General features: G+C 64.5%; 20 protein-coding genes. 11 read left to right on the top strand and 9 right to left on the bottom strand.

Annotated features, from left to right (window positions below):
• Position 1: 1 nt before the first annotated feature.
• From JQ591_RS24955 to JQ591_RS24945, 3 genes are read right to left on the bottom strand one after another with little or no spacing between them, the layout of a single operon-like run.
• Positions 2-1,144: an acyl-CoA dehydrogenase family protein gene (locus tag JQ591_RS24955; protein WP_211398608.1), complete on the bottom strand. Its 1,143-nt coding sequence runs from the start codon at positions 1,142-1,144 to the stop codon at positions 2-4.
• 12 nt (positions 1,145-1,156) lie between these two features.
• A complete protein-coding gene (locus tag JQ591_RS24950; RefSeq protein WP_211398607.1) occupies positions 1,157-1,525 on the bottom strand; it encodes a tautomerase family protein in 369 nt (122 codons plus the stop codon).
• A gap of 3 nt (positions 1,526-1,528) precedes the next feature.
• The gene (locus tag JQ591_RS24945) at positions 1,529-2,620 is read right to left on the bottom strand and encodes a LacI family DNA-binding transcriptional regulator (protein WP_211398606.1); all 1,092 of its coding nucleotides are present in this window, start codon (positions 2,618-2,620) and stop codon (positions 1,529-1,531) included.
• A gap of 183 nt (positions 2,621-2,803) precedes the next feature.
• Here JQ591_RS24945 and dapA point away from each other — a divergent pair, with 183 nt between their 5' ends.
• The 11 genes from dapA to JQ591_RS24890 all read left to right on the top strand — a co-directional run bounded on the left by dapA (position 2,804) and on the right by JQ591_RS24890 (position 11,636).
• Positions 2,804-3,721, top strand: a complete 918-nt coding sequence (dapA, locus tag JQ591_RS24940) for a 4-hydroxy-tetrahydrodipicolinate synthase (RefSeq protein WP_211398739.1) — start codon at positions 2,804-2,806, stop codon at positions 3,719-3,721.
• Between the two features lie 6 nt (positions 3,722-3,727).
• Positions 3,728-4,918 (top strand): CaiB/BaiF CoA transferase family protein, encoded by a 1,191-nt coding sequence (locus JQ591_RS24935; RefSeq protein ID WP_211398605.1) that lies wholly within the window; start codon positions 3,728-3,730, stop codon positions 4,916-4,918.
• On the top strand, positions 4,915-6,078 hold the full coding sequence (locus JQ591_RS24930) for an acyl-CoA dehydrogenase family protein (RefSeq protein WP_211398604.1): 1,164 nt from the start codon (positions 4,915-4,917) through the stop codon (positions 6,076-6,078). The genes JQ591_RS24935 and JQ591_RS24930 overlap by 4 nt, the downstream gene beginning before the upstream one ends.
• Positions 6,079-6,087: 9 nt before the next feature.
• The gene (locus tag JQ591_RS24925; RefSeq protein WP_211398603.1) at positions 6,088-6,495 is read left to right on the top strand and encodes a MaoC/PaaZ C-terminal domain-containing protein; all 408 of its coding nucleotides are present in this window, start codon (positions 6,088-6,090) and stop codon (positions 6,493-6,495) included.
• A gap of 3 nt (positions 6,496-6,498) precedes the next feature.
• Positions 6,499-6,930 carry a MaoC family dehydratase gene (locus JQ591_RS24920; protein WP_211383233.1) on the top strand — a complete coding sequence of 144 codons (432 nt, stop codon included), beginning with the start codon at positions 6,499-6,501 and terminating at the stop codon, positions 6,928-6,930.
• Entirely contained in the window at positions 6,927-7,880 is a 954-nt protein-coding gene (locus tag JQ591_RS24915) for a dihydrodipicolinate synthase family protein (RefSeq protein ID WP_211398602.1), read from the top strand. Before JQ591_RS24920 ends, JQ591_RS24915 begins: the two co-directional genes overlap by 4 nt.
• A gap of 11 nt (positions 7,881-7,891) precedes the next feature.
• A complete protein-coding gene (locus tag JQ591_RS24910; protein ID WP_211398601.1) occupies positions 7,892-8,194 on the top strand; it encodes a DUF4286 family protein in 303 nt (100 codons plus the stop codon).
• Between the two features lie 231 nt (positions 8,195-8,425).
• Positions 8,426-9,145, top strand: a complete 720-nt coding sequence (locus tag JQ591_RS24905; protein ID WP_249137636.1) for an ABC transporter substrate-binding protein — start codon at positions 8,426-8,428, stop codon at positions 9,143-9,145.
• Between the two features lie 17 nt (positions 9,146-9,162).
• A complete protein-coding gene (locus JQ591_RS24900) occupies positions 9,163-9,894 on the top strand; it encodes an amino acid ABC transporter permease (RefSeq protein ID WP_211398599.1) in 732 nt (243 codons plus the stop codon).
• Complete coding sequence (locus JQ591_RS24895) at positions 9,891-10,691, top strand: amino acid ABC transporter ATP-binding protein (RefSeq protein WP_283817921.1); 801 nt, start codon at positions 9,891-9,893, stop codon at positions 10,689-10,691. Before JQ591_RS24900 ends, JQ591_RS24895 begins: the two co-directional genes overlap by 4 nt.
• Before the next feature lie 15 nt (positions 10,692-10,706).
• Positions 10,707-11,636, top strand: coding sequence for a dihydrodipicolinate synthase family protein (locus tag JQ591_RS24890; protein ID WP_249137634.1), 930 nt, complete (start codon positions 10,707-10,709; stop codon positions 11,634-11,636).
• On the opposite strand, the gene JQ591_RS24885 is transcribed toward JQ591_RS24890, so the two are convergent.
• From JQ591_RS24885 to JQ591_RS24860, 6 genes are read right to left on the bottom strand one after another with little or no spacing between them, the layout of a single operon-like run.
• Positions 11,633-12,937, bottom strand: a complete 1,305-nt coding sequence (locus tag JQ591_RS24885; protein WP_211398598.1) for an LLM class flavin-dependent oxidoreductase — start codon at positions 12,935-12,937, stop codon at positions 11,633-11,635. The two genes, JQ591_RS24890 and JQ591_RS24885, sit on opposite strands and share 4 nt — an antisense overlap.
• Before the next feature lie 16 nt (positions 12,938-12,953).
• The gene (locus JQ591_RS24880; RefSeq protein WP_211398597.1) at positions 12,954-13,712 is read right to left on the bottom strand and encodes an ABC transporter permease; all 759 of its coding nucleotides are present in this window, start codon (positions 13,710-13,712) and stop codon (positions 12,954-12,956) included.
• A complete protein-coding gene (locus JQ591_RS24875) occupies positions 13,709-14,524 on the bottom strand; it encodes an ABC transporter permease (RefSeq protein ID WP_211398596.1) in 816 nt (271 codons plus the stop codon). The genes JQ591_RS24880 and JQ591_RS24875 overlap by 4 nt, the downstream gene beginning before the upstream one ends.
• Positions 14,521-15,537 carry an ABC transporter substrate-binding protein gene (locus tag JQ591_RS24870; RefSeq protein ID WP_211398595.1) on the bottom strand — a complete coding sequence of 339 codons (1,017 nt, stop codon included), beginning with the start codon at positions 15,535-15,537 and terminating at the stop codon, positions 14,521-14,523. Before JQ591_RS24870 ends, JQ591_RS24875 begins: the two co-directional genes overlap by 4 nt.
• Positions 15,538-15,560: 23 nt before the next feature.
• Positions 15,561-16,346, bottom strand: coding sequence for a class II aldolase/adducin family protein (locus JQ591_RS24865; protein ID WP_211398594.1), 786 nt, complete (start codon positions 16,344-16,346; stop codon positions 15,561-15,563).
• Positions 16,343-17,206: an ABC transporter ATP-binding protein gene (locus JQ591_RS24860; RefSeq protein ID WP_211398736.1), complete on the bottom strand. Its 864-nt coding sequence runs from the start codon at positions 17,204-17,206 to the stop codon at positions 16,343-16,345. Before JQ591_RS24860 ends, JQ591_RS24865 begins: the two co-directional genes overlap by 4 nt.
• Positions 17,207-17,423 lie beyond the last annotated feature (217 nt).

Genomic DNA, 17,423 nt, shown 5'->3' with positions numbered 1-17,423 from the left:
ATCATGCGGCCTCCTTCTCGACCTGGCGGGCGATGATGAGCCGCTGGATCTGGTTGGTGCCTTCGTAGATCTGGGCGAGGCGCACGTCGCGGAACAGCCGCTCGATGCGATACTCGCGCGAATAGCCGTTGCCGCCATGGATCTGGAGCGCGTTGGAGACGTGTTTCATCGCCATGTCGGTCGTGAACAGTTTTGCCTGCGCCGCCTCCTTGGCGATCGGCTCACCGGCATCGTGCAGGCGTGCGGCGTGGTGGATCAACAGGCGCGCAGCCGCGATGTCGGTGGACATGTCCGCCAGCATGAACTGCACCGCCTGGAACCCGATGATGGCCTGGCCGAACTGCTTGCGGTCCTTTGCATAGGCGGTGGCGTCCTCGAAGGCTGCCTGCGCCATGCCGAGCGCCATCGAGGCCATCATCAGCCGGCTGAAGTTGAAATTGCTCATGGCCATCTTGAAGGCCTGGTTCTCCGGTCCCATCACGCTGTCGGCCGGCAGCTGCACGTCCGAGAAGGTGATCTGGCAGTCGTCGAGGCCGTGCATGCCGAGCAGCTCTTCGTTCTTGCCGCGGGCGATGCCGGGCAGGCTGCCATCGACGAGGAGGCAGGAGATAGAGCGGTGGCCTGCATCCGCGCCGGTGCGTGCGAACACCATGATGCGGTCGGCGACGCCGCCGAGCGTCACCCAGGCCTTGGTGCCGTTGAGCCGCCAGCCGTTGCCCTCGCGCACCGCGTTGGTGCGGATGCCCGCGACATCGGAGCCGTGGTCGGGCTCGGAGACGGCGGTGGCCGGGATGATGTCGCCGCTCAGGAGTTTTGGGATCAGTGCCTTGTGCGCATCGGTGCCATGATGGTCGAAGAACAGCACGGCTTCGACCGGAATCGCGAAGGCATTGGCAACCGCGCCGGAGCAGCGCGCCAGTTCCTCCATTGCGATGCAGGCGGCCACTGCATCGAGCCCCGCGCCGCCAGCGCCTTCGCGCAGGCAGATGCCGAACAGGCCGAGATCGGCCATGCCCTTGTAGAGCGCGCGGTCGAACCGGTCCTCGCGGTCGATAACAGCGGCGCGTGGCAGAATCTCCGCTTCCGCGAAACGGCGGGCCGTCTCACGCAGGGCTTTCTGGTCTTGGGTGTAAAAGCGGTCCATGGCGAGCTCCCGTCAATCGCTGGCGAGCTTGGAATCGTGGGAGACCTCGCTTCGCTCGCGGTCGAGGAAATAGACCGCGACGTCGTCGCCGGGTACGCCATAGGCGCTGCACACGCCGCGGGTCAGGGCTATGGCGGCGGCGCGGCGCTCGGCCTCGCTGCGCCGGAACGCGTGCACCTTGAGCAGGATGCGCTGGCCGGTGTCCTGCGCGCCGAATGTGCCGGCATGCGCGTAGTCGCCGGGCGCAATGGGAAGGAAATAGAGCGTGACCGTGTCAGCCGTCACGCCGAACGCCGACATCAGGCCGTCGGTCACGGACCTCGCCAGCGCGGCCCTGCGCTGGGACGGAACTGGCGGGGCGAGCACTTCGACATAGGGCATCGATCAGACCTTCGCGGGCTTCACGGCGGACGATTTGGCCGCAGACGATTTGGATTTGGGGATGGACGGCTTGGGCTTGCTCGCAGGGTCGATCTGGCGGCATGAGTCGCGCTTGATCAGCCGGGCGCCGACGCGATATTCGCGAACGCCGTCATTGCCATTCCCCTTGGCATCCATGCGCTGCAGCAGCCGGTCGACGGCGAGATTGGCGAGATCGCGTGCGCCATTGTCCACGATGCTGATGGCCGGACGATGCCATTCGAACCAGGGCATGTCCTCGTAGCAGAGCAGCGAGAGATCGTCGGGAATAGCGATGTTCCTCTCAGAGGTGACGCGCAGCACGCCGAGCGTTGCTTCGTGGTTGGCGACGAAGATCGCGCTGGGCGGGCGGGAGAGGTCGAGCAGCTTGCGCGCGCCGGTTGCGCCGGTCTCGGGTTCGAAATGGCCGGCATGAATCAATGTGTCGTCCTTGGCGATGTCTGCCTCGCGCAACGCGCGGACATAACCGGACAGGCGCTCGCGGCCGGACGTGGTGTCCTGGCGGCCGACGATCAGCCCGATGCGCCTGTGCCCGAGCTCGATCAAGTGGCGCGTGCCGAGATATGCGCCTTGCGGATCGTCGGCGAGCACGGTCTCAAGATCGGTTGCGTCATCGCGACGCACCAGGCAGACGATCGGGACGTCCTTCGCCAGCGCCTTGAGCTGCGGGCCGTTCTTGCCGGTGGGCACCACGATCAACCCGTCGATACGATGATCGACCAGTGTGGTGAGGGTGTCGCTCTCCTGCTTGGGGTCGTCGCCGCCGATGCACAGAAGCATCTGGTACCCCAGCGCCTTCAGCCGCGCCTGCACCACTTCGGCCATCACCTGAAACGAGGCGTTGGTGAGGTTGTGCACGAGAAGCGCGACAAGCCGCGATTGTCCGGTCTTCAGTCCGCGCGCGATCGGGTTCGGCCGATAGCCGAGCTCACGCGCGATGCGCGTCAGGCGCTGCTGCGTGCGCTCGCTGGTCAGGCCCGTTCCGGTCAGCGCACGAGAAGCGGTGCTGATCGAAACGCGGGCCGCGTGTGCCACATCTTTGAGCGTGACGCTCATCCAACCTGCCGATAGACTGCAAACGATTGCAAAAAGCTATGAGCTAATTTCGCGCGGATCAAGCTCAAAAAATGGATGGTGTTGCCCAATGCAGAGCCAGTTACGCAATCGTTTGCATAAACACTGCGGATATTCCGCAGTTGGCCGCCAGTCCCTGAGTTCACCCGATCGCCCGGCAGTTCCCTGATGAAGTCGTTTCGCGGCACCTACACCGTCATGATCACCCCGTTCACGCCGTCCGGCGAGGTCGATGTCGCGGCGCTGCGCGCGTTCGTGGACTGGCAGATCGCGGAAGGCATTCACGGGCTGATCCCGCTCGGCTCAACCGGCGAGTTCCTCTCGCTGGACGATGACGAGAAAGCGCTGGTGGCCGAGGTCGTCATCACTGAGGCTGCCGGGCGCGTGCCCGTGCTGATCGGCACCGGCGCGGAGGACACGCGCGAGGTGGTTCGCCTCAGCCGCCGCGCCGAAAAACTGGGCGCGGACGGCGTCATGATCATTCCGCCGTTCTACTCGACACCGACCGACGACGAACTCGTCCATCACTACAAGACGGTGGCGGACGCGATCTCGCTGCCGATCATGGTCTACAACAACCCGGCGACCGCCAACGTCGATCTCAAGCCGCCGCTGGTGGCGCGCATCGCCGACATCGACAACTGTCTCTACATCAAGGAGTCGACGCTGGAGGTGACGCGGGTGCGCGACATCATCCGGCTCTGCGGCGACAGGATGACCGTGTTCGGCGGCATTCTCGGATTCGAATCCTTTGTCGAAGGAGCGCAGGGCTGGGTCGCTGTCGCCTCCAACGTCGTGCCGTCGGAGATGGTTCGCATCTTCACCCTCGTCGCCGATGAGGGGGCGATCAAGGAGGCGCGCGAGCTGTATCTCAGATATCTGCCGGTGATCGAATTCGTCGGCGGCCAGGCCTATGTCGCCGGCAGCAAGGCATTGCTCGGCCATATGGGTTTTTCGGTCGGCGGTCCGCGTCCGCCGCGGCTGCCGCTGCCGGCTGCGCAGGATGCGGCCGCGTACGCCCTGGTCAAGACGTTCGATCTAGCGTGGCGCGGCGCGCCAGTTGCGGCCGCTCAAACTGGGTGAGAACGGATGAACCTGCTCGACGGCGTCAAGATCCTCAGCTTCAATCACTACCTCGCGGGCCCGCTGGCTGCGCAGACGCTCGCCGATCTCGGCGCCGACGTCATCGCAGTCGAGCCGATCGAGGGCGCGTTTCAGCGCAACTGGGCGGTGGCCAATCATTTCGTCGCCGGTGACAGCGTCAATCATCTGGCGACCGGGCGCAACAAGCGTAGCCTCGCCGTCGATCTCAAGCATCCCGACGGCATCGCGGCGGTGAAGAAGCTGGTCGCGACCGCGGATGTGGTGATGGAGAATTTCCGCCCGGGCACCATGGCCAAGCTCGGCCTCGGCTACGACGTGCTCAAGGCGATCAATCCAGGTCTGATCTATGCGGTGGCAACCGGCTTTGGATCGGATGGGCCGTATAAGGATCGTCCGGGACAGGATCTCCTGCTCCAGGCGCTGTCGGGCCTTGCGATGCGGACCGGGCGCGCCGATGGCGAGCCGACCGCTGTCGGTGCTGTCATCGTCGATCAGCATGCGGCTTCGCTCTATGCCATGAGCATTCTCGCCGCTCTGCTCGCGCGGACGAAGACCGGGAAGGGGCAGCTCGTCGAGGTCAATCTCTACCAGGCCGCCCTCGATCTCCAGGTTGAGCCGCTGACGGCATGGCTGAACGGCGCTCCGTCGCCGACGCCGCGCGGTCCGGCTGGCATCGCCGCCTGGTTCAGCCCCGGGCCCTACGGCATTCACGCCACGGCGGACGGCCATTTGGCGATCTCCATGGCAGCGCCCAAAGCGCTCGCGGCAGGGCTCGACTGTGAAGAGTTGAAGGGCTTTGGCGAGGCCGACAGTTTTTCGAAGCGTGAGGAAATCACGCGGATCGTCGCAGCGCGTCTGAGGCAGAAGTCGACGGCGGAATGGTTGCCCTCGCTCGAAGCGGCGCGGATCTGGCACGCGCCGGTGCAGGACTATCGCGACCTAGAAGCCGATCCCCAGTTGAAACATCTCGGCGTGTTCAAGAGCGCCGAGAGCGCCGGGGGCGTGCAAATCCGGATGGTCGCGCATCCCGCCCGCTATGACGGCCAGACACCGGAAGTGCGGCTGGTGCCGCAGCGGTTGGGTGCGCAGACCCGCGAGGTGCTCGGCGAGATCGGCTACGGCGCTGCCGACATTGACGCCATGGTTGCCGGCAAGGCTGTGGGAGTCGCGCAATGATCGACTTCTCAATCCCTGAGGAGACGCGCCTCCTGGTCGACACCGTCCGCCGCTTCGTCGAAACGGAGGTGCAACCGCTGGAAGACGAGGTCGAGCGGACGGCCACGGTGCCGGCCGACGCGCTGGCGGTCACCAAGGCCAAGGCGCAGAAGCTCGGCCTCTATGCGATGAACATGCCGGCCGACGTTGGCGGCGGCGGGCTGTCCTGCATCGAGCATTGCCTCGTCGAGGAAGAGTTCGGCAAGACCTCCGATGCGCTGATCCGGCGCGTGTTCGGCCAGGTCTATCCGATGCTGATGGCCTGCAAGGGCGAGCAGGCCGATCGCTATCTGCTGCCCACGGTGAAAGGCGACAAGATCTGCGCCATGGCGATCACCGAGCCGGGCGCCGGTTCCGACGCCGCATCGATCAGCACCACGGCTCATCTCGATGGCGACAATTGGGTGCTCAACGGCACCAAGCATTTCATCAGCGACGGCGACATCGCCGACTACGTGATCCTGATGGCGCTGACCGACAAGGAGAAGCGCGCGCGCGGCGGCATCACGCTGTTCCTGGTCGATCGCGGCACGCCCGGCTTCAAGGTCGCGCGCACCCAGCCGATGATGGGCCATCGTGGCTATGGCCATGCCGAGCTGAGCTTCGAGCATTGCCGCATTCCGAAGGCGGCCGTGCTCGGCGAGGTCGGCGGCGGCTTCAAGCTGATCATGCAGAGCGTGCTCCAGATCCGCCTCGCCCATATCGGTGCCCGGGCCGTCGGCATGGCGCAGCGTGCGCTCGAGATGATGCGCAAGCACGCCGGAGAGCGGCGCCAGTTCGGCCAGCTGATCGGTGACTTCCAGATGGTGCAGAAGCTGATTGCCGATTCCGCCACCGAAATCTTCGGCGTCAAGATGATGGTGATGAACGCCGCCTGGGACATCGACCAGGGCAGGGATGCGCGCGACAAGGTCTCGATGATCAAGGTCGCGGCCTCCGAGATGCAGGGCCGCGTCGTCGATCGCGCCATCCAGGTGTTCGGCGGCATGGGTTTCAGCAAGGACCTGCCGCTGGAGCGCATGTATCGCGACGCCCGCGTCACCCGCATCTATGACGGCACCTCCGAAATCCACCGCATGCTGGTTGCGCGCAGCACCATAAAGAACGGCTTGCAGCTCTAGGAACGCTTCATGTCTCACGCACCTCTCAAGCCCGGCGCGGCCTTCGCCTTCCGCAAGACCATGACGGTCGCCGAGCAGGCGATGTTCACCGGCATCAGCGGCAATCTCGGCGGTCTCTATGTCGATGCCGTCCGTGCCAAAAAGGCCGGCGCCTCCAACATGGTCGCCTTCGAGCTCGCGGTCGGCGGCCTTGCCACCACCTGCCTCAGCCAGCTCGGCGGGCCGACGCGGCGGATCGGCAGCATCGCGCTGAATTTTGCGGCGCCGGTGATCGTCGGGGATTCCGTCGAGGCCAGGGCCGAGATCGTCTCGGTTGCCGGCGATGACGCGGTCTGCCGGGTCACCTGCACACTGTCTCCATCAGGCGTCACCGCGGTGGACGGCACCGCGACGCTGGTTCCCTTCGCGAAGGGCTGAGCGATGTACGAGCCAAAGTCCTTCGACGATCTCAAGGTGAACGACAGGGTCAGCCTTAGCAAGACCATCACCGAGGCGGATGGCGCGCTCTACATCGCCGCGACCGGCGATTTCGGCCCCGTCCACGTCGACGAGGTCTATGCGGGCGCGACGCGCTTCGGCCGCAGGCTCGCGCCGGGCATCATGGTCGCGGGTCTCTGCACCAGCGTCCTCACCAGCGAGCTGGTCGGCACGATCGGCGTGTCGGTGGAGGATCGGTTCTGGTTCACCGGCCCGGTCTTCTATGGCGACACGCTTACCTTCGACGTCTGGATCGCCGAGCAGCACGACGAGACCCGCACCATCATCTGGGAGGCAAGCGCCCGCAACGAGGGCGGCCTTGAGGTGCTGAAGGCGCGGGCGAGCCTGAAATTTCCGCGGCGGAAACCGTCATGAGCAAGCCGATGAAGACACCCGACTTGCGCGGCGTCACGGTCGCGACCGTACTACCCTTCAGGGATGACAGCTCGATCGATTGGGACGGTTATGCCCGCGTGCTCGACTATTGCGCCTGTCCGGGCGGGATCGCGGCGGTGTTCGTCAACGGACATGCTGGCGAGGGCGGATCGCTCTCGGACGACGAACGGCAGGCGGTGATCGAGCGGACGCGTGGGCAAATCGGCGGCAAACCGCTGCTTTCAGGCATCATCGCGCATTCCACCGCGGAAGCGATCCATCAGGCGCAGCTCGCGGAAGCAGCCGGCGCTGATTGCGCGGTGTTGTTCCCGCCCGCGCCGCTCGGCGGCGGCGCATCTGCGACCTCGCACGCGCCAGTGGCCTTCGTGCAGGCGGTCAGCTCTGCCATCGGGATTCCCGTGTCGATCTTCCAGTATCCGCTGGCGTCCGGATTTGGCTTTTCACCGGAGACGCTGGCGAAGATTGCGGCCCTCGATAGTGTCATCGCGATCAAGGAAGGTAGCGACACCATGCTGGCCTACGACGAGAACCGTCGGGCGGTGAAGCAGGCCGATCCCTCCGTCGCGATCCTGCCGTCTAACTTCAACTGGTTCCTGCCGCAGCTGGCCGTTGGCGGCGACGGCATTCTTTCGGGTCTCGTCAGTCTCGCGCCGGATCTATTCGTCGCGCTGTGGCAGGCCTCGCTCGCCGACGATCTCAAGGCGATGCGCGCCGTCAACGAACGGCTCTATCCGGTCGTCCGGGCGGTCTATGGACCCGCGCCGATCATGGACATGCATACGCGCATGAAGGTCGGGCTCAAGGCTCTCGGCCTGATCCGTAACGCGGATCCGCGGCCGCCGCTGCTGCCGGTCCTGCCTGCGCTGTGCGACGCCATTGCAACGACCGTCGGCGCGGCGCGCGCGGCGGGCGATATTCGTCTTGCGTGAGGGGCGAACCCATGACTGACGAAGCCTTCGTCCACATCGTGCGGATCGATATCGATCCCGAGCACGAAGCTGCGTTCAACGCCTGGTACGAGCAGAGGCATTTTCCCGATCTGCTCGCCTGTCCCGGCTGGCTCTCCGCAAAGCGCTTCGTCTCGATCGGCGACGGCCCGAAATACGCGGCCATGTACGAGGTCGCGGGACGATGGGCGTTCGAAACGCCGCAATTCCTGAAGGTGAAGGGCTTCGGTCCGTTCGAATCCCTGGTGAGGAATTTCATGCGCATCCAGCTCAAGCCGATGTCGGGACCGGCCTGAGGGATGAAGACGATGCTGCCTGTCGTGTCGTGAGATCCGGCCGGCCGTATCCAAGAACATAGAGAGGAATCCCGGACGAGGGACTGGTTATTGGCGTCTTATTGGAGGTATCACATGCTCTCGACACTGCTTCGCTTGGGTGCCGCTGCGGCACTCGTTCTCGCATCCGCGGCAGCGCATGCCGCCTGCGCGCCCGCGATCACCGACGACAATCTGATTGCGCCCGGCAAGTTGCAGCTCTCCATCAACCCGACCAATCCGCCGCAGCAGTTCGTCGACAAGGACGGCCAGTTGCAGGGCCTCAACGTGGAACTCGCCGCCGAGCTCGGCAAACGGTTGTGTCTTCCGGTCGAACTCGTCCGGATGGATTTTCCTGCGATGATCCCGGCCATGAACGCGGGCCGCATCGATGGCATCGACACCGGCATGTTCTGGACCGAGGAACGATCGAAGCTCATGTACATGGTGCCGTATGCCATTCAGGCCATTTCGGTCGTGGTTGCGCCCGATAGCGGCATAAAAATTGCTACCGAAAATGACTTGATCGGAAAAACGTCCGCTGTCGAGGTCAGCACCTACCAGATGAATTGGCTCAAGAAGCTCAGCGATGCGAATGTAGCGAAGGGCGGTCCTGCCGTCGAGATGCGCACGTTCCCGACAGCGACCAACGTCGTGAGCGCGCTGCTCGCGGGGCAAGTCGACAATGCGCTCCTCGTCGACAGCGTGGCGCGCGATCTTGTTGGCCGCGGTCGCGTCAAGGAAGTGCTGAGCGGTCTTGGCACGGCGCGTACCACGCTCGGCTTCCGCAACAAGACGGTGGTGGATGCCATCGTCAAGGCGCTGAACGCGATGCGTGCTGATGGCAGCTACCAGGCGCTGTTCGACAAGTTCGGCCTGACCGGCATGCCGGCTGATCAGCCGCTTGCGATCGCCGGCCCCGGTCCGGCCTGAGATAAGGAGACGAGCCGATGAGCCATTTCAGTCCGACGGCCGCCGTCAACTACTTCTTCAATTACTTCCTGATGAAGGGGGTGCTCGTCACCATCGGACTGACAGTGGCGGCCGTCGTAGGCGGATTGATTCTCGGCATGGGCATCGCGTTGATGCGCATGTCGTCCAACCCGGTGCTGTCAGGATTCTCGCGGCTCTACGTCTGGTTCTTCCGTGGCACGCCGCTGCTCATCCAGCTCGTGGTGATCTATAGCGGATTGCCGCAGTTGGGGATCAAGTTCTCGGTGATCACTTGCGCGCTGGTCGGCCTGATCCTCAACGAGGCGGCCTATCTCGCCGAGATCGTGCGCAGCGGCTTCATGGCCGTATCGGCGGGGCAGCGCGAAGCCGCCTGGGCGCTCAGCCTGTCGCCCTGGGTCACGTTCCACCGTGTGACCTTGCCGCAGGCGTTCCGGCTGATGATTCCGCCGCTCGGCAACTCCATCAATTCACTGCTGAAGGCAACCTCGCTCGCGTCGGTGATCTCGGTCGAGGAGCTGATGCGGCGCAGCGATATGCTGATGCAGGAACACTTCCAGATTCTCGAAGTTTATGCGGCCGCAACGGCATATTACCTGATCCTCACCTCGGTCTGGGATGCGGTTCAGCGCCGGCTGGAGAAGCATTTTGGTCGGTCGAGCGCCGCGAAATCCAGGCGGGTCGCGGCAAGGGCGCCAGTTGCGCAAGCGAACGTGGAGGCCCGCGCATGAGCGAGATATCGATGAATACGGCTAGTGCTGCCGAAGGCACAATGGCGCAGCCGCAATTGCGCGAGGTGCCTGCGGTTCGCATGGAAGCCGTCTACAAGCACTATGGCGACTTCACCGCGTTGAACGAGGTCGATCTCAAGGTTGCCAAGGGCGAGAAGATCGTGGTCTGCGGTCCCTCCGGCTCGGGAAAGTCGACGCTCATCCGCTGCATCAACCATATCGAGAAGCACGACGAAGGCCTGATCTACGTCAACGGCATCGAGCTCGACCACCAGCGCAAGAACATCGATGCGGTCAGGCGCGACACCGGCATGGTGTTCCAGAGTTTTAATCTGTTTCCGCACATGACGGTGCTCGAGAACTGTGTCCTGGCGCCAATGACCGTGAGCAGCATGTCGCGGGCGGAGGCAAAGGACCTCGCTATGCATTTCCTCACCAAGGTCCGGATTCCGGACCAGGCCGAAAAATTCCCTGGGCAGCTCTCCGGCGGCCAGCAGCAGCGTGTGGCCATCGCCCGCGCGCTCTGCATGCGGCCGAAGATCATGCTGTTCGACGAGCCGACCTCGGCGCTCGACCCCGAAATGGTCAAGGAAGTGCTGGAGACCATGAAGAAGCTCGCGGAAGAGGGCATGACCATGCTGTGCGTGACGCACGAGATGGGCTTTGCCCGCGAGGTCGCCGACCGCATCGTGTTCATGAACGAGGGGAAGGCGGTCGAGCAGGCTGCGCCGGAGGAGTTCTTCAAGAATCCGAAGTCCGAGCGTGCCAGGACGTTTCTCGACCAGATCATTCACTAGGTGATGTCAGCCGGGATGCGGACATTCAGCGACCGCCTGCGCGGCATTCATGCCGCCACGATCGTGCCGATGACGCCTGACTTTGCGATCGACGAGGCGAAGCTCGCGGCGCATCTCGCTTCGGTCACGTCCGCGCCCGGCATCAACGGGCTATTGGTCAACGGCCATGCCGGCGAAAACTTCGTGCTGTCGCTGGCCGAGAAGCGGCGCGTGGTGGAGCTCGCGCGTGAGCACGCGCCGAAGGACTGCCTGATCGTCTCCGGCGTCAATCACGAATCCAGCCTGGAAGCTGCGCGCGAGGCGGCCGCGCTTGAGCAGGCCGGTGCGGACGGGCTCCTGGTGTTCCCTCCCAACAGCTGGGCGCTCGGCCACGCCGACGACTGTGTCATCGCACATCATCGCCATGTCCGAGATGCCACGACTGCGCCGTTGATGCTCTACGCCGCGCCCGTCGGTGCGGGCGCCATGGCCTATGCGCCGCCGCTGCTGGAGCGTCTCGTCGCCGATCCTCGCTTCGTCGCGATCAAGGAGGGCAGCTGGGAGGTTGCGACGTACGAGCAGAATCTGCGGCTGATTCACAGGCTGCGTCCGGAGTTCGTCATGCTCGGCTCCGGCGACGAACATCTGCTGACGAGCTATATCGTCGGCTCGGCCGGCAGCCAAGTCAGCCTTGCCTGCGTGGTGCCGGAACTCGTCGTCAGCCTCTGGACTGCGGCCGACGCCGGCGATTGGGCGCGGGCGCGCGCGGCGCACGAGAAGCTTTATCCGCTGGCGGTCGCGATCTATCGCGATGCGCCCGGAGGACGGGCGACGGTGCGGCTCAAGGCCTGTCTGAAATTGCTCGGGCGTCTCTCATGCGACGCGGTACGGCCTCCGCAACCGCCGGCGACGCGGGGCGAGTTGCAGGCGCTCGAACAGGCGCTGCTGATCGCCGGCGCACTCTAAGTGTCGAAGAACGGATTGGCCGGTCGCGCGAGGCCGAGATGATCGCGCAACGTCGTTCCCTCATAATCCGCGCGGAACAGGCCGCGCTCCTGCAAGATCGGCACGACGAGCTCGACGAAATCCTCAAAGCCTTCGTGGAAATACGGCGGCATGACGTTGAAGCCGTCGGCGGCGTGCTCTTCGAACCAGAGCTGGAGCGTGTCGGCGATACGCTCGGCCGAGCCGCACAGCACCCAATGGCCGCGGGCGGCGGCAGTGAGATTGTAGAGATCGCGCAGCGTCATGTTCTCGCGGCGGCCCTTGGCGAGCATGACGCTGGCGAAGCTGTGATAGCTGTCTGATGGTGCGATGTCCGGGATCGGCCCGTCGAGATCGTAGGCCGACATGTCCCGGCCGAAGCGGTCTGACAGGATCGCCAGCGCATTGCTGCCGCTGACAAAACTCTGGAGGACGTTGAGCTTCTCGAACGCCTCCTTGTCGGTGCGACCGACCACGGGCATCACGCCCGGCAACACTGTAACGTCCTCGGCCTTGCGGCCAAATGCCGGCAGCCGTGTTTTCAGCGAAGCATAGCCGGCCTTGGCCTCGTCGATGTCCTGCACCACGGAGAACACAATATCGGACGTGCGCGCGGCGAGCGCTTGCCCGGCTTCGGAGCCGCCGGCTTGCAGCACGACGGGGCGGCCTTGCGGGCTGCGGCCGATATTGAGCGGGCCCTTCACCTTGAAGAACGCGCCGTCATGGTCGATCGCGCGCAGCTTCGCCGGATCGATGTAGAGACCGCCAGTGCGGTCGGCGACGATGGCATCGTCCGCCCAGCCATCCCACAGGCCTTTGACCACGTCCAGGAACTCGCCGGCCATCTCGTAGCGGTGGGCGTGGTCGGGATGGGTGGTGCCGAAATTCGCCGCCGTCGCCGGATTGGCCGTCGTCACCGCATTCCACGCAGCTCGGCCCTTGGAGATGTGATCGAGCGAGGCAAAGACGCGCGCGACCGAGAACGGGTCGCTGTACGTGGTGGAGACGGTGGCGCCGAGGCCGATATGGCTAGTCGAGGTCGCGAGCGCGGCCAGCATGGTCAGCGGCTCGAGCCGCAGCGTGTAGGAGGGATGGGCGGCGGCATCGGCGTAGAGATTGTCGCCCATGAAGATCAAGTCGAACTTGCCGCGCTCGGCGGTGCGGCCGATCTCCTGGATCGCGGCAAAGTCCTGAAAGCTGTCGACCGCGCCGGGATAGCGCCAGCCCGCGACGTGGCTGCCGGTCCCGAGGATGAACAGGCCGAGATGCATCTGTCGTTTCATGGTGTTTTTCCTGGCGTCACGTCCAGAACAGGATTTTGCGTTCGAGGAAACCGATCAGGCCGAAGAAGGCGAGGCTCGCCGCGGACGCGACAAAGATCGCCGACCACACCTGGACGAAGTCGATCTGAAGCACGGCCTGGTAGATCACCCAGCCGAGACCGCCCTGGGCGCCGAGCATTTCGGTGACGATCGCCACGATCACGCTGCGCACCGTGGAGACGCGCATGCCGGCGAGCAGCAGCGGCAGGGCGGTCGGCAGGCGCAGGCGCCACAGCACGCCGAAGCGGCTTGCGCCAAAACTCTTCATGAGATCGACGGCCCGGCGATCGACACGGTCAAGCCCCGCCAGCATCGACAGCAGGACAGTGAAGCTCACCGCCATTGCCACCATCACGATCTTCGAGCTGACGCCGATGCCGAACCAGAGCAGGATCAGCGGTGAATAGCCGACCACGGGGACTGAATTGATCGCGGTCGCAAGCGGCAGGATCGCGCTGCGCAACGCCGGCACCAGGGCGATGGCGACGGCAAGGCCGATCCCGATTAGGCAGCCAAGCCCGTAGCCGACCACTGCTTCGAGCAGGGTGTAGCCGGCAGCATCAATGAGGATTGCACGCTTGGACCAGAGGCCGACGAGGATGTCGCTGACGGCTGGAAGAACATAGGCCGGCAGATGGAGACCGCGCGCCGCACCTTCCCAGCACGCGATCAGGAGGACAGCGCCCAGAATACAGCGCTGGACGGCGAGCGAGGGGGAGGCTAGCGCGCGGCTCATTGCTCGGCGTTCCAGAACACGAGCCTGCGCTCGACCGCGGCGACCACCGCATAGAAGCCGGTGCCGAGCAGGGCGGCGGCGAGCAGGGCGGCCCATATCGCGACGACGTTCTCGGTGAACATGGCCTGGAGCAGCAGCACCCCGAGCCCGGTGGTGTCGCCGAACCATTCGCCGACGATTGCGCCGACGAGGCTCAGCGATGCCGCAAGGCGCAGCGCCACGAAGATCTGCGGCAGCGCGGTCGGAAGCTGCAAGCGCAGCAGGAGCTGGCGGTTGGAGGCACCGAAGCTGCGCATCAGGTCGACCTGCTTGGGATCGAGGGTTTCCAGGCCGAGCAGTGTGTTCACCGTCACCGGGAAGAAGGTCAGATAAAACGCGATGATCGCCTTGGCGAGCAGCGTATTGCCGAACCACAGCACCACCAGCGCGCCGAAGGCGATGACCGGAATGGTCTGCGACACCACGAAGATCGGAAAGATCATTTCGCGCAGCGCGCGGACGCGGAAGAACACGACGCCCATGAGCACGCCGAACGCGCCGCCGGAAGCGAAGCCAATCAGCGTTTCCGCAAGCGTACGCAGGAAGCCGTCGACATAGGCGCGCGGCGTCGCCGCCATCGCCATCAGGATCGTGCTGAGGCGAGGCAGGTAATAAGGCCGGATGCCGAACAGCAGCACCGTGCCCTCCCAGACCACCGCCGCGATGGCGAGGCCGAGCAGCAGCCGGATCAGCTTGCGGAGCGAATCCGGCATCGTGATCGACCGCGCAGCCGCGCGGCCGTCACCAAGCGATGTCGCCGCAGGGCTGCTCACGGCAGCCGGTCCGCCGCCGGGATGCTCTGGATGAAGCTCGCGTCATAGGCCGCAGCGAGATCGACCGGCTTGGAGATGACGCCATATTTCAGGAAGAAATCGTGAGCGGTCTTCACCGCATCAGCATCGATCCAGAACATGCCGTTCTTCGCTGCTGCGCCGGCCGTCATCAGCCGCTTCACCTCGGTGAGCATGAACTCCTGCTGCGCGCGGTCGAGCGTCGGGGCTGCGGCCATCACGGTGTCGACGGCGCCCTTGGGATCGGAGAACGCGTCCTTCCAGCCCTTGAGCGACGCGCGCAGGAAGGCCTTGACGAGCTCCGGCTTGTCCTTGGCGGTCGCCTCGGCCACGATCAGCGTGTCGCGCGGGAAGGTGATGCCATAGTCCTCGGCGACGAAGGTCTTCAGGCTGTCCTTCGGCATGCGCGACTGGATGGTGTAGAACTCATTGTAATAGGTCGCCGTGATGACGTCGACGTTGCCGTCGACGAAGGGCGTCACCGAGACCTGCTGCGGCTGGATCTTGAGTTCATCCGGCTTGATGCCTTCCTTGGCCAGCATGCCGTTCAGCACATGATTGGCGCCGGTGAACCAGGTGGTGACAGTCTTGCCCTTGAAGTCCTGGATCGTCTTCACCGGCCCGTCCTTGCGGGTGACGAAGATGAACGGCGTGATCTGGTGTGACACGCCGATGCAGACGATCGGAAGTCCCTTGTCGCGCGCCGCGAATACGCTGTCGGTGCCGCCGGACAAGCCGAACGTGTCGGCGCCGGTCGCGACCAGGTTTTCGGTGAGCAGGTTGGGCCCGCCGGGATTGATGGTGAGGTCGATGCCCTCGGCCTTGTAGTAGCCCTTGGCGGCCGCGACGTAGAAGCCGGCGAACTGGGCCTGCGGCAGCCATTTCAGACGCAGGCTCGCCTTCTGCAACTCGGCGGCGGGTGCGGCCGTGACGAGCGAGCCGGTCGCCAGTGCGATGGCGGAGAGGACGGAGAAGGCGTGGCGACGGCTCAACATGGTCATACTCCAGACGGTGAAAATCAATTGCGATAGGATGGATCGGTGCGGTCGAGCTGGCGCATCAACGCCGGCCATTCGCGTTCGCCGGGCACGAGGATGTCGCCCTGCAATTCCCAGAACTGGCGGGCAGCCTTTTCGCAGACCTCGTGCGGCGGCATCACCAGCTTGGCACCGGCCGCGGCCGCCGCCTGCATCTGGAGCTGGATCCGTGCGGCGCGCTCGAAATAATAGAGCAGCATGAAGGCCTCGCCCGGCGTCCGGCCGACGGTGAGGATGCCGTGGTTGCGCATCAGCATCACCTTTTGCGGGCCGAGATCACGCACCAGGCGGACCTGCTCGTCGAGGTCGATGGCAACGCCTTCGTAATCGTGGAACGCCTGACGGTCGTAGAAGCGCATCGCAAACTGGCTGAGCGGCAGCAGGCCCTTCTCCTGTCCGGACACCGCGACGCTGGCATCGGAATGGGTATGCAGCACGCAGGCCGCGTCGTGGTTCGAGGTGTGGATCGCCGCATGGATGACGAAGGCCGCGACATTCACGGCTTGCGGCGTGTCATCGAGCTTGTTGCCATTGGTGTCGATCTTCACCAGGCTCGACGCCGTGATCTCGTCGAACAGCAACCCGTAGGGATTAATGAGGAACTGATCCTCATGGCCGGGAACGCGCAAAGAAATGTGATTGTAGATCAAGTCGTCCATACCGAGCCTGGCGACCATGCGATAGCAGGCTGCAAGCTTAATGCGGGTATCCCACTCCGCCGGTTCGATCCCGTGCGGCGCGGACTCCCTTGCTGATATCGCGTTCACTGTGTCTTCTCCTGCGCGATGGAGGATTGGAACGATTTCATGCTTTCCTCCTCGATCGCATCCAGCAGCGCGCGCTTGAGCCGCACAAATTCTGGGGAAGTGACGATCTCCGGCTTACGCGGGCGCGGGAGATCGACGATTTGTTCGAGCTTCACCGAGCCGGGACGCGCCGTCATCACCAGCACGCGGTCGCCGAGGAAGATCGCCTCGTCGACATCATGGGTGATGAAGAGGATGGTGCGACGGTATTTCTGCCAGACGTCGAGCAGCCAGCGCTGCATCATCGCCCGCGTCAGCGCGTCGAGCGCGCCGAACGGCTCGTCGAGTAGCATCAGGCCGCGCTCGAACAGGAAGGTGCGCATCAGAGCGACGCGCTGGCGCATGCCGCCCGACAACTGATTGGGATATTGCTTCTCGAAGCCGGCGAGCCCGAACTCGGGCAGCATCTTCAGCGCCTTGGCGCGCGCCTGGTCGCGCGGCATGCCCTCGACCTCGAGCGCGAGGATGGCGTTGTCCACCACATTGCGCCAGGGAAACAGCAAATCGCGCTGCGGCATGAAGGAGACGCGGCCGAGCAGGTCGGCGGCATGGCAGCTCTTGCCCTCGAAGCGCAGGATGCCGCCGGCATCAGGCTCTTCGAGGCCAGCGACGATATTGAAGAGGGTGCTCTTGCCGCAGCCGCTGGGGCCGACGACGGTAACGAACTCGCCGGGGGCGACGCTCGCCTCAAGTCCCGACAGCGCCGTGATGGAGCCGAAGGTCTTGTTGATCGCGCGCAGTTCGAGCAGCGGCTCAGGCTTTGGGTGAGCCTGCGGGGCTTCGGTGGCCGGTCCTGGATTGGGGAGGCGGGCAGCCTGCACCGGGATGTCCTTGTATAATGGCGGCGACCATTCGCATACGAAAGCGGGCCGCATCGAAATCTCTTAGCAACTCGTGTGCCAGTGCGATTTCCGGGCAAATCAGGCATAAGACTTGCGAGGTCGATAGCGAATAGGTTGGAGTCGCGCGCGTCTTCGCGAGAAAATCAGCCTTTCAGCTGGAAGATGGACGCCATTTTGTATACTTATATTGGTATGG

Origin of the sequence: Bradyrhizobium canariense, from assembly GCF_018130465.1 — a bacterium.
GTDB classification, from domain to species: Bacteria; Pseudomonadota; Alphaproteobacteria; order Rhizobiales; family Xanthobacteraceae; genus Bradyrhizobium; species Bradyrhizobium canariense_C.
The sequence above is the reverse complement of the archived record's forward strand: the minus strand, read 5'-3'. Positions and strand labels throughout refer to the sequence as shown.